Annotated in this window: 11 protein-coding genes and 1 tRNA gene; 3 read left to right on the forward strand and 9 right to left on the reverse strand. The window is 44.6% G+C overall.

Annotated features, from left to right (window positions below; all coding sequences use genetic code 11):
• The 3 genes from QXR61_08515 to QXR61_08525 form a co-directional block, all read right to left on the reverse strand.
• The coding region (locus QXR61_08515) for a PEP/pyruvate-binding domain-containing protein (GenBank protein ID MEM3757986.1) at positions 1 to 708 on the reverse strand (708 nt) is incomplete at its 3' end.
• A 19-nt stretch (positions 709 to 727) separates the two neighbouring features.
• Positions 728 to 1,252: a 50S ribosomal protein L16 gene (locus tag QXR61_08520; GenBank protein MEM3757987.1), complete on the reverse strand. Its 525-nt coding sequence runs from the start codon at positions 1,250 to 1,252 to the stop codon at positions 728 to 730.
• 99 nt (positions 1,253 to 1,351) lie between these two features.
• Positions 1,352 to 1,870, reverse strand: a complete 519-nt coding sequence (locus QXR61_08525; protein MEM3757988.1) for a hypothetical protein — start codon at positions 1,868 to 1,870, stop codon at positions 1,352 to 1,354.
• 143 nt (positions 1,871 to 2,013) lie between these two features.
• Here QXR61_08525 and QXR61_08530 point away from each other — a divergent pair.
• Positions 2,014 to 2,152: transfer RNA gene (locus tag QXR61_08530), tRNA-Arg, on the forward strand.
• Between the two features lie 163 nt (positions 2,153 to 2,315).
• On the opposite strand, the gene QXR61_08535 is transcribed toward QXR61_08530, so the two are convergent.
• The 6 genes from QXR61_08535 to QXR61_08560 form a co-directional block, all read right to left on the reverse strand.
• A complete protein-coding gene (locus QXR61_08535; GenBank protein ID MEM3757989.1) occupies positions 2,316 to 2,654 on the reverse strand; it encodes a Rieske 2Fe-2S domain-containing protein in 339 nt (112 codons plus the stop codon).
• A gap of 162 nt (positions 2,655 to 2,816) precedes the next feature.
• Complete coding sequence (locus QXR61_08540; protein ID MEM3757990.1) at positions 2,817 to 5,519, reverse strand: cation-translocating P-type ATPase; 2,703 nt, start codon at positions 5,517 to 5,519, stop codon at positions 2,817 to 2,819.
• Between the two features lie 369 nt (positions 5,520 to 5,888).
• A complete protein-coding gene (locus QXR61_08545) occupies positions 5,889 to 6,929 on the reverse strand; it encodes a Gfo/Idh/MocA family oxidoreductase (protein MEM3757991.1) in 1,041 nt (346 codons plus the stop codon).
• Positions 6,930 to 6,946: 17 nt separating this feature from the next.
• Entirely contained in the window at positions 6,947 to 7,720 is a 774-nt protein-coding gene (locus QXR61_08550; protein MEM3757992.1) for a sugar phosphate isomerase/epimerase family protein, read from the reverse strand.
• Between the two features lie 77 nt (positions 7,721 to 7,797).
• Positions 7,798 to 8,769, reverse strand: coding sequence for an ABC transporter permease (locus tag QXR61_08555; protein ID MEM3757993.1), 972 nt, complete (start codon positions 8,767 to 8,769; stop codon positions 7,798 to 7,800).
• Positions 8,770 to 8,775: 6 nt separating this feature from the next.
• Positions 8,776 to 9,702 carry an ABC transporter ATP-binding protein gene (locus QXR61_08560; protein MEM3757994.1) on the reverse strand — a complete coding sequence of 309 codons (927 nt, stop codon included), beginning with the start codon at positions 9,700 to 9,702 and terminating at the stop codon, positions 8,776 to 8,778.
• Between the two features lie 148 nt (positions 9,703 to 9,850).
• Between QXR61_08560 and QXR61_08565 the strand changes: the two genes are divergently transcribed.
• Together QXR61_08565 and QXR61_08570 are read left to right on the forward strand one after the other, a co-directional pair.
• Positions 9,851 to 11,536, forward strand: a complete 1,686-nt coding sequence (locus QXR61_08565) for a type IA DNA topoisomerase (GenBank protein ID MEM3757995.1) — start codon at positions 9,851 to 9,853, stop codon at positions 11,534 to 11,536.
• Between the two features lie 82 nt (positions 11,537 to 11,618).
• On the forward strand, positions 11,619 to 11,971 hold a 353-nt coding region (locus QXR61_08570; protein ID MEM3757996.1), incomplete at its 3' end, for a PAC2 family protein.

The following is an 11,971-nucleotide window of genomic DNA, read 5'->3' on the forward strand; positions in this document are numbered from 1 at the left end:
GTCAGGCGTTATTTTTCCTTGGACGACGTATTCGCCTAAACCATAGCCCGCCTCTATCAGAACAACGCTTCTATCTCCGGTGGCTACGTCGAGCGTAAATATGACGCCGCTAGCTTTACTGTAAACCATTAATTGGACTACAGCGCTTAACGCTACGGCCATGTGATCGAAACCTTTCTGAATCCTGTAAAATATGGCTCTATCAGTAAATAGGCTCGCATAACAATGCTTTATTTTCTCAACAACCTCTTTAGCCGTGTGGACGTTAAGGTAAGTTTCCTGCTGGCCAGCAAAGCTGGCGTCTGGAAGATCCTCGGCTGTAGCAGAGCTGCGAACTGCTACAAACGGATCTTCCTCGCCAATCCTCTTAGCGAGCTCCTCATAAGCCTTAACTATCTCTTCCTCTAAGTCTTTAGGCATCTCGGCAGAAGCTATAAGGCTCCTTATCTTCGCGCCGACTCGCTGCAGAGTTTGCGTATCATTTGGATCTTTAAGCTCCTTAAGGACTTCAGCTATTTTCTCATCGAGCTTGTTTGCCTTTATATAGTATCTATAGGCTTCCGCCGTCGTCGCAAACCCGTAAGGTACTGGAACACCGGTTCTCCTTGTCATCTCGCCTAAGCTCGCGCTTTTTCCGCCAACCAGCGGTACATCCTCGATCCCTATCTCATCAAACCATAATACGTATCTTCCCTTCTTTCCGGACATTGTTTCTTTCCTCCATTTTTCATGATTCATTTTGAACTTGAATTGTTTGAGAAGATACTTTCTCAACAATTATTCTACATGGGGTTGGCAATTTAGCTGAAGCCCTCCTAAGAGCCTCTTTTGCAACCTCTAAACCGCTCTCATCAACCTGCACAACAATAATTTTCTGGTTGGGTTCAACGCGGGCAGCTCTACCAATAGGCTTACCAAAAGCTCTACGCATACCTTCCTGAAGCCTATCAGCGTGAGCGCCAAAAATCATCTTGTTCTCCCTTAAAATAACATGTGGGAGAACTAGAACACGCATAAAAAACTTTTCACCCAACATCTTCTGTAAATGCCTGTTAGCCGCGATTCTTGCAGCCTCAAGCGCATTATGCCTAACTTGAACACTTTCCTCCGTAACCAATGAGACTTGATAAGTATAGCTGTCCGAGGGCTTTCCAAAAGTGAACTTAGTTATTTTAGGTTGTGGTGCTCCATGAATATACTCTTGCCTCGTATACGGCATACCCTTAACTTCACGATAGTTTCGCGCCTTCATGTTAAAGTCCCTTCTAGCATTAAAAGAATAGAAATATTTAAACCTTCTTTCCTTCAGCTTCTAAAAAATCGATATGAAAGATGTTCTTAGACAAAGCCGTTAAACTAGTCTTCTATTCCTAAACCATATCTTGGCTAGATCGTCGTAATTTTTAAAGACTTCCCTCAAAATTGGAATATACATTTTTATTTCTTCATCCGTCATATATTGAAACTGATATTCGCCAGCGTACGGCGATGGTTCACCTATCCTCGTTATAAATTCTATATGCATGAATGGGTCTCCACGTTTAATGGTTATCGGTGTCCTATCGTTATTTAGGTTTACGACTTCAAGGGCTAATCTACCGATAAAACCGCTATGAACTTTAGCAGCGTTCAGAAAAGATAAACCCATCCTGCCATATTTGCTCTTGGCAGTTAAATGCGCAACAATGTTTGGTGGAGTAAACACTATTTCATTAGAAACGAGATTTTTATGTTCGAGGTACTGTAGCGTAGTCTCCTCTTTAACAGTTAGAACATAGCCGTCACCATCGAGGAGATTTAAGTCGAAGGGATAAATGCACTTATATTTCTCTATCAGTTTAAGCAGTTCATCTCTACCAAGTATACACATCCCAACTCACTATAAGATAAATTTCAAAGCGAACTTAAAATCTTACTCGATACGCATATATATATCTAGAAAATATAGCGACTACATCAAAGTTTAAATTCCGCAACTCATAAGAATAAGATGGGCCGCTGGGACGCCAAGATGGGCCCGTGAAATTGGGCCCAAACGACCCAATTCGGGAAGCGTAGCACGGATAACGCGTCGGCCTTCTAAGCCGATGGAACATTAAAAGACGCTGAGGAAAGCCGGAGATCCCGGGTTCAAATCCCGGCGGGCCCGCCACTTCTAGGGTTTAATCCTCAGTTCAGCATCTCTGCTTCTTAGAGCTAGCATGCGACGCCCAGTATAGTCGTGTCATCGAGGCTATCACGCGTCTGGCTTATGATGATTGCTATAACAGTCTATAATTTGAAAATTAGCTTCGAGAATAGCCTCTGAGATGTCGCTATATTATGGCGTAGATTTCTCCATTCTCCTCTATCTTTAACTCTATTTTCTTAAGCGGTTCTCGGGGCATTCCCATGAAGGGCCTGCCGGTTTTTGGGTCGTACATGCCGTCATGCATAGTGCACCAGATTTTCCCTGTGTAACGATTCCATTCAACCTCTGCCTGCATATGCGTGCATAAGCCGTCATATGCCACGAAACCGTCTTCTAAATGTATTAGTATTCCAGGCCTCTCAGTCCCCTCTTTATCTCCAACCGGATAGAGAAACTTTCTAGCTTCACCAACAGGAATCTTCTTAGCGTTCCCTATATAGATCATCTTTCTACTCTTCTCCACCTTCGATTCCTCCCTCAGATTTACTTATCTAGCAATATTATTGAGAAGCACAATATATTATTATCCTACGCCCGCTAACTCCCACCTGTATAATTCAGCGCAGTGTATACGAGAAAACTGCTAAGTTTAGATCAGAGTATATGGGCTTGATCGACTCCTAACTTAGATGAGCCTTAACTTTCTCAGGAGTATTTTGGTTCCCTCTATGCTAATTAGCGTTATTAGCGACAGAATTGCCGCCAGCCATAAGGCGTAGAGGTCTAGCTCGACAACCTCAAGCGCATGTCGGGTTACCGGAAAACTCAGCAGAACCATTAAGAGGAGAACCTCCCAGAGAACCGCTAATAGCAGGAACTTATGTGGTTTAGCCTCAGCAATAGTATATCTCAGCGACCTACAGGTTATTGCCAAAACCAGCTCAAAGAAGACAAAGACTATGAAGACCCTTGTGCGCGCCAAATCTATGCCGAGCGGCATAGATGATAGGAAAACCCAGAATGTGAATGGTGACCCTACCATCAGCGTGCGCAAAATAAGGGACTTAACATCCCAAGTGAAAATCGTCTCTTTCGGGTCTCTAGGCGGCCTATCCATAATGTCTGGGTCTGGCGGACTCACGCCCAGCGCGATTGCCGGAAGCCCATCCGTAGCCAAATTAACATATAGGATTTGAACTGGCAATAGTGGTGGCGGGTAACCAGCTAAGACCGCTAGAGATAGAACGGTTATCTCAACTAGATTCGCCTGTAGGAGATAGGCCAGATACTTCTTTATGTTATCGTATATCCATCTTCCCAGCTCTATCGCGTTCACGATCGTCGCGAAATTATCGTCTAGAAGAACCATGTCAGCTGTCTCCTTAGTCACCTCGGTTCCCGTTATCCCCATGGCTATACCAATATCAGCGTGTTTCAGGGCTGGCGCATCATTAACCCCATCACCAGTCATCGCAACCACTTCGCCCCTTCTCTTCCAAGCGCGGACGATCTTAAGCTTATGCTCCGGGGAAACACGTGCATAAACGGTCACTTTGTCAACGATCTTCTCAAGATCACCCTCAGTCATCTTTTCCAGATCCTCGCCTGTAAGAACTATGTCATCGTCCCCGTAGATCCCAAGCTCTCTAGCCACCGCCATGGCAGTAAGCTTATGATCACCGGTTATCATAACGGGTTTTATGCCGACACGTCTACATACCTCAACAGCCTTAATGGCTTCTTCTCTGGGCGGATCCATCATGCCCATTAAGCCGAGAAAGATCATTCCGCTCTTAATCTCCCCCTCGCTTAAACCGGTATGATCCGCTATCCTTTTGTAGGCTACGCCTAAGACCCTAAGGGCATTTCTAGCCATCTCATCGTTGACCTTCAGGATCTCTTCCCTGATACTTTTAGTTAGCCTTCTAATGCCCGCAATAGTATAGATATGAGTACATTTTTCTAAAACCCTCTCCGGAGCACCCTTCATACAGACTATTCTATCGCCCTCAGGCGTTAAGTGAACCGTTGTCATAAGTTTTCTTTCAGAGCTGAATGGTACTTCGCTCACCCGCGGATAGAGCCTTCTAACCTCATCCTGCCGTAGACCAGCCTTCCAAGCAGCCACTACAAGGGCTCCCTCAGTTGGGTCGCCTCTAATCCTCCAACCGCCGCTCTCATGCAGTAGCTCAGCGTCGTTACAGAGGAGCGATGATAGCATTAAGAGCCTAAAGCCCTCGCTCCCCAAAATATCTGTTTCAGCATCGTTCATAACTTGAAAATCCCCCTTAGGCTCATAGCCTATGCCGGAAACCTCAATTATATGGTTAAGGGCGTAGATTCTGCGAACCGTCATTTCACCTCTAGTTAACGTGCCAGTCTTGTCTGAGCATATAACCGTCACTGAGCCGAGCGTCTCAACAGCCGGCATTCTCCTCACAAGGGCGTTTCTCTTAGCCATCCTATACATTCCAATCGCGAGGCTTCCAGTGACAACGGCTGGCAAAGCCTCTGGAACAGCCGCCACCGCTAAAGCTACACTGAAGAGGAAGATCTCCATAATCGGCATACCCCTAAGGATCCCGGCGGTGATGAGCATGAGCGCTATAAATAGGGCTATCATCCCAAGCCACTTCCCGATCTCTCTAGCTCTCCTCTCTAGAGGGGTTTCCTCCTTCTCGGCTGCGGTCACGAACCTCGCTATCTTACCGAACTCGGTATTCATGCCCGTAGCGACAACAACAGCCTTACCCTTACCGCTAACAACCTCGGTTCCGGAAAAGACCATATTTCTCCTATCTGGCAGAGGCGTGTCTTTGGGAAGAGGTGAAACATCCTTTAGAACCGGCATAGATTCGCCCGTTAAAGGAGCTTCATTAACCTGAAGGTTTATCGTCTCTATTAGCCTAGCGTCAGCTGGAACTCTATCACCCTCCTTTAGAACAATTATGTCTCCGGGAACGACCTCCCTTACCGGTATAGTGGTTTCCCCAGAGTCTCTGACTACTGTGACCGTTGGGCTGAGCATCCTTTTAAGCGCCTCCAGCGCCCTCTCGGCACGATACTCCTGTATGAAGCCGAGTGTAGAGGAGACTAAAACTATGGCGAAGATAACTATGGCATCAACCTCCTCACCCATAAAGAGGGAAATAATCGTGGCGCCTATTAGAATCCAGATCAAAACGCTCTTAAATTGATCGAAGAAGATCTTCAATGGTGAAACCTTTCTCACAGCTGCTAGCTCATTAGGCCCAAACCTAGATAGCCTAGCCCTAGCTTCAGTGTCGCTCAGCCCCTTCACATCGCTTTTCAGCGCCCTTATCACGTCATCTACACTAAGCGAATGCCAATTTACTTCAGCTCGCGCCTCAGCTTCCATGCTCGACATCAACCCAAAAATGCTAAAAACTTCCTAGAAAAGAGGAAGCCAAATATTTAAGTCTTATCTCCACATTTTCGGCAAAGTTTCGATATCCTTGATGCTTTTTTACTCTTAAATCGAAGAGGAGGAACAAACCAAATGCTGCAAAATAAAAAATTGTCTCATACGCTAAAAGCAACCTTTAAAGAATACAAGAGATAAAACAACAGGTTTATCATGACGAACATAAATGGTTTCGTGACAGAAATACTTTAGGCAAGCCCTCGTACCCTGTTAAACCGAAACCCGTTGAATATAAATTTAAGAAAACTTTAGTAAAAACATTAATATTAATAAATGAATAAGTGGATAGTTGAACATCCTCGCCGGCGCAGCCTATATTTTGCATTTTTCGAAGCATTTCTCTATAACCCACATGACCCTGCGAACCATTTCGGGGGTTACGGCTAGCGGTTCCCCTTGACGCAACGTTTTGTACAGTTCTTGATAGAAGAGGATTGCGTTTACGCTCCAATACTCTGATTCGGCAATACTCCAACCCTCTTCTCTCCACGGAATTTCCTCAATATTGTAGCTGCGGTCGGGCGTTGGTTCCGTTTCCACTCGCCTTGGGGGAAGATCCCCTGGGTTAAAGTACTTCCATTTAAGGGAAAACCTGTTGCCTACGAGTCCTCCTTGCGTACCCATAACTAGCCAAGTGTTTTGAGGGTAAGCGCACGCTCGGGTTACCTCAATATCTATGAGAGGCGCATCCTGCGCCTTCAATATAACCTTTACGTGGTCCTCGGCGTCACCTAAGGTTAGCGTTCTCTGCAAGTCGCAGAAGACTTCTGGATCCTTATCTCCGATAAAGGAGAGCCCCTGAATTATGAGGTGAACGCCATTATTCCTTAGCTCCCCTCCTCCGAATTTTTTCAACGTCTGCCAATCCCATCGCCTGCCAAATAAATGCGAATATATTTTTATGAGGACTATTCGCCCAAGTTTTCCGGATTGTATAACCTCCTTAACTTTCAGGTAGTCTGGGTTAAACAAGCTGTTCTGAAATATAGTTAATATCTTTCCAGTTTTCCTCGCAGCCTCTATCATGGCGTCCGCCTCAGCAAGACTAGTGGTCATAGGTTTCTCGCATACGACATGTTTCCCAGACTCCAAAGCCTTTATTGTTTGTGGGGCATGGAGGTAGCTTGGGGTTGCGATCACCGCTAGCTCGACCTCCTTGTCTTCCACAAAGCTGTCGAAGTCAGAGTAAGCTCTGCAACCAAATTTTTCCGTAGCTTCTCGACGTCTCTCCTCTATTGGGTCGGTGACGGCTACAACCCTATATTTGTCAGCTAGTTTCTCAAACGCTTTAGCATGAATGTTCCATCCGCTTCTTCCTAAGCCAGCTATTCCAACCCTTATTTGATCTTCCATATTTAATCACCCTGTTACTAGCGGAATATGTTGAAGAGATATTTGGCGAATCTCGGCACACCTATTTTAGGGTCTTCCTCTTCCTCATACTCTATTGAGAGAAAACCGTTGTAGCCTTTGGATAAAAGGATCTCCTTTATTCGCTCATAGTTGATAACTTCACGTTTATCTCCGTCTAGGCGCGCACTCACCTTCGCATGCACATGTACAGCGTAGGGGGTCGTTCTAGATATTTCCTCATATAAGGGCTCCTTATAATTGCCTAAGTCTAGGTTAACCCTAAACCATTGAGAATTAACTCCCTCAACGATTTTTATCACGTCACTAGCTCTGGAAGTTATGCCACCATGATTCTCCATGGCGATGATGACTCCATTCTCCTCAGCGTAGTTGACGCATAACCTCATGGATTCAACCACCCAATTCATCGCCTCGTCGGCGTGAACCCCCTCAGGAACATATCCTCCAAATACTCTAAGGCAGGGAGCGCCAAGTTCACGCGCTATTTCCAGCCCCTCTTCCACAGCCTTAATACTCTTTTCTCTTTCCGATGGATTTGGGCTACAGAAGTTTGTGGAGATGCCGACGCAAGAGATTGGTAGTCCTCGAAGGGCTGAAAGCCTCTTGAGCATTTTAAGATAAGACTTCTCTTTTGATGGAAGCCAATAGAGGGTTAACTCGACTCCATCGAGCCCTATACGATAAGCCTCCTCGATGAAATCCTCATACTTCATTCTGCCATCCTTAAGATACTCGCGATAAGAGTATGCCGCACAGCCAATCTTAATCATCTTTTTTCCTCCTAGACAATCAAATTTTTATTGTCTTTCAAAATAAATTTTCTAGTTGTATAGCCTTAAGGACCTATTTATTCGAGTATCTGCGCCCGTTTAAAGGAGAACCAGCCGAGAAGCATTAGAGCCGCTATATATATTGCCGCTACAGTTAAAGACCTGTATAGTACCAGTGATAGGGGTTCTGAGTAAAGCTCCTTAAATAGGCTTAATGCACCGCCCTGAGGCCTACCTCCTAACTCCACCTTAATATACGTTATGTTTGCCGACGGATTAAGCATGTACTGAACAATTATCTTCGCTATATTATCGGTCCCAGTTGAAATGCTGCCTAGAGGGGTTGTTTGCCCCGGCTTTTTAACGTAGCCTGTTGCCCCGCTTCCCGGAAGATAATGCAATACCCATGAACTTTCGGTAAAAACTGAGATTATTGAGGAGCCCACATTCATTGCGAGGAAAATGATTATTCCAGCAACCGCCGTTAAGATTGTGTTTTTTGAAAGAGAACCTATCGCCAAAATTATTGATATCCAAACTAGAGTGCTGAGCACGTCTGCCAGAAAACATAGCGGTATAAGGTTTAAGTTATTCTGTGGACCGTAGATTAAAGTTCCTCCAATAACCATGTAGACGTATAAAATCGTGTAAGCGGCTAGTATGGTGGTTATGGCGGCTATAATTTTTCCCACGAAGACAATGGTTCTGGAAACCGGTTTCGTCAGCAATGTGACTATTGTTCCGCTCTCAAACTCTCCGGATACGCTGTTCATTACTGTTACAAGCGCAAATAGAAATAACATGAGGCCACCAACCCCACTATTCGATATAACGTAATCCGGGTTATCTTCAATCGGCATATTGTTCATGCTTCTGAGCACTACTGGCAAGATTAGCGTTAAGGTTGTGATAGCGAATGCCGCTGTCAGCGTACCTATAAACTTCTTCTTCCTCACATTCCACAGCAACTCGTATTTTACGATAGCTAATAGCTGCCCTATCGCTTTCGGTTTTATTCTCTCTTTACCTCCAGTATTTTTCCCACTCATATCGATTCACTTCATTATGAGACGAATAAAAGCTTCTTCAAGGCTCATGATCCTTGTGTTCATATATATTATTGTGCCTCCGGCTTCAGTTATTGCCCGCGATAATTTAGGCCTAATATCCTCATCGGCGTTCACTTCAACTACAATCTTGTTTCCTTCAACTTTAACCCTTGATATAAAAGGCAGGTTTCTAATATTTTCGACGACGCTATATGGGTTCTCGGCGACCTCTATTTCCAGTATAGCCGAGCCCGCTATCTTGCCTATGACATCTCTTAAGGGTCCTTCCGCTAAGCATACGCCTCTATGAATAATGCTCACATGCGTGCATATCTGCTCAACTTCAGCTAAAAGGTGAGATGAAAGGAAGACTGTGGCCCCATTCTTCGCTATCTCCCTAATTATCTCCCTGATCTCAACCATGCCGACGGGATCTAAACCTAAGCTGGGTTCATCCAATATGACTAGATCCGGTTCGCTTAACAATGCTTGCGCTATGCCAAGCCTCTGCTGCATACCCTTACTATACTCACCTATGAAATCATTTTCCCTCCCTTTTAACCCAACAATCTCAATCAACTTTTTTATTCGGTTTTTCCTCTCTTGAATCGGTATACCGTACATCTGCCCATAAATATCGAGAAGCTCTCGAGCCCTCAGATGCTTCGGAAACCTTGGCAGCTCAGGCATATAGCCTATCCTGAGCCTCATCCTTGGGTTATCGCCACGAACCTCTTCACCTAAAACTATTGCCCGCCCGCCTTCAGGTCTAAGAAGCCCGACAAGAATCTTTATTGTCGTAGTTTTTCCAGCCCCATTAGGGCCGAGGAAGCCATGTATTGTTCCGGATCTAACCTTTATATTAAGCTTATTTACGGCTGTTAAATCGCCGTACCTCTTCGTTAAATCGATGGTTTCGATCGCTAAGCTCATTTTCCATATGCTCCAAGACTAAGTAGTTTGTCGCACGCCAAATAAATAGATTATGATTAACAATAGATGTTAAATGGTTATGCCGCATAATAGATTATTTTTTAAGTTTGAAACCACTATTGATATTTTCCGTTGGTGCAAGCCCCATATGCTTGTAATTGCTGAAAAACCCTCGGTTGCGAAAGCAATTCGATTAGCTATAAAGCCTTCGCCTTCAGTCATTGCTTTGAAAGGGCATGTACTCGAGCTAGACTTCCCAGAGCGCTATTCCAATTGGAGACACGTTGACCCCCGCGAACTCTTTAGCGCGCCGGTTGAATGGAGGGTTAGAGACCCTGAAACCTACAGAAACCTGGTTAACGCTATTAGAGGGGCGGATATGCTGATTCTGGCAACCGATAATGATTCGGAAGGAGAATTGATAGCCTATGAAATCTTATTGATCGCTAAAAAAGTTTTGGGAACAACGCCAAGATATGGGCGGATGAGATTTAACGCTGCTACACCAAGCGAGCTTAGACGCGCATGGGATAATATTGAGCCGGATTTAAAGTGGAACTGGGTTTGGAAAGCATTGCTCCGCCATAAATTTGACTTGATTACCGGGGCAGCATACACTAGACTACTGACGCTTTCAAAGAGACTGAGTAATGACGGTAACCTAATTTCATGGGGATCATGCCAGATGCCTACCCTCTGGTTTGTTTACAGAAGGGAGAAGGAGATTAGAGATTTTAAACCGGAGAAATATTACGTTGTATCCGCGGTGCTTGATGTACATGGGGTTAAAATTAAAGTTTCAACTGAGCCCCTTAAAGACCTTGTTAAAGCGCGACACCTATATGATGCGGCTAAAGGCGCTAAGCATGCTGCTGTGACAATCTTCCAGTTGAGGGATGAGGTAGACCATAAACCTCTCCCCACAGATACGGATACAATGCTGCAGGAACTCTCGAAAATAATGGGTTTAAGCGCCGCTAAAATCATGGGTTTCGCCGAAGCCCTTTACGGCGATGGCTACATAAGCTATCCTAGGACTGAGACAAACATGTGGTTGACCGTCGACCATAGAACCGTTCTGGCTATGCTATCTTCCACGCCGCTAGCTAAATACGTGAACATCGTTTCCTTTAGCCCTAGAGACGGGAAGAAGAATGATGGGGCGCATCCGCCAATTTATCCAACCGCATATTATCCGAATAGTTTGGATGAAAAGTATAGGGTTTGGGAATATGTCGCTAAGCGTTATTTAGCGAACGTTGTCGGTAAAGACGCTGTTTTAAGAAGATGGAAGCTAAACGTTGATCTAAACGGAGCGCAAATGAATGCGACAGGAAAATATTTTGTTGAAGAAGGCTTCTATAAAATCTTCCCATACTTTAAACCTAAGGATATTGTTTGGCTTCCAGATTTGCGCATCGGCGAAAAATTACCAATAATTAAGGTTAGCCTAGAGGAAAAGAAGACTAAGCCTCCGCCGCGCTTAACAGAGTCTGAGCTGCTCAGACTTTTAGAAGAACATTCTATCGGAACCGACGCCACTAGGGCGGATTACCCAGAGATTATAGTCGAGAGAGGCTACGCTGAAAAGAAGAAAAAATCTTTTTACATGAGCGCCTTAGGTGAGACATTGGTGAATCTTTTGAAGGAGGTTGATGAGAGACTTGTTTCACCAGACACTAGGCGATATGTTGAACATTTAATGACTGAAGTTGAAGCTGGAAAAATTGATTTAGAGAGAGCCCTACAAGAGGCTCTAAAAATATATGGAGAACTTTTCGAAAAGGTTTCAACTAAATTGAGACTCAGAGGGGCGAATCCTATCAATCGTTAAAATGCCTTATGGAGACCAGGTTTCAAGAAATTTTAATAAGATTTTACGCGTAGCTATTATTGATTATTTTGGCGGGAAGCGTATGATAGGCGAAGAAATTAAAATAATCGAACATAAACATATACCTGAAGGCATTAGAATAATCTGTGGGCTTCCAGACGTAGGGTTAGTTGGGGTCATTGCGGCAGCGCACATAGTTTCCAAGCTGAAACTCGAGGAAGTAGCTTACGTGGAGACTGATCTTTTGCCGCCGATAGTTATGCTTGAAAATGGTCTTCCAAAGTCGCCGATAAGAATATACGGTGATGGGGATCTTATGGTCTTAAGCTCGGAGATAGCTATACCTTCAGACATGATTAGTTCGATAACGAGAAGCATTGTTGACTGGGCGTGGAGAAAGAAAGCTAACAAAGTATTAACATTAAGCGGATTGCC

The organism is Candidatus Bathyarchaeia archaeon (genome assembly GCA_038882715.1).
Taxonomy (GTDB): domain Archaea; phylum Thermoproteota; class Bathyarchaeia; order Bathyarchaeales; family DTEX01; genus DTEX01.

What these genes read in the sequence shown, in the direction of transcription:
- QXR61_08540 (MEM3757990.1), bottom strand. Translation starts at nt 5,519, where the DNA reads ATGTCGAGCATGGAAGCTGAGGCGCGAGCTGAAGTAAATTGGCATTCG.
- QXR61_08555 (MEM3757993.1), bottom strand. Translation starts at nt 8,769, where the DNA reads ATGAGTGGGAAAAATACTGGAGGTAAAGAGAGAATAAAACCGAAAGCG.
- QXR61_08565 (MEM3757995.1), top strand. Translation starts at nt 9,851, where the DNA reads ATGCTTGTAATTGCTGAAAAACCCTCGGTTGCGAAAGCAATTCGATTA.
- QXR61_08525 (MEM3757988.1), bottom strand. Translation starts at nt 1,870, where the DNA reads ATGTGTATACTTGGTAGAGATGAACTGCTTAAACTGATAGAGAAATAT.
- QXR61_08520 (MEM3757987.1), bottom strand. Translation starts at nt 1,252, where the DNA reads ATGAAGGCGCGAAACTATCGTGAAGTTAAGGGTATGCCGTATACGAGG.
- QXR61_08560 (MEM3757994.1), bottom strand. Translation starts at nt 9,702, where the DNA reads ATGAGCTTAGCGATCGAAACCATCGATTTAACGAAGAGGTACGGCGAT.
- QXR61_08550 (MEM3757992.1), bottom strand. Translation starts at nt 7,720, where the DNA reads ATGATTAAGATTGGCTGTGCGGCATACTCTTATCGCGAGTATCTTAAG.
- QXR61_08545 (MEM3757991.1), bottom strand. Translation starts at nt 6,929, where the DNA reads ATGGAAGATCAAATAAGGGTTGGAATAGCTGGCTTAGGAAGAAGCGGA.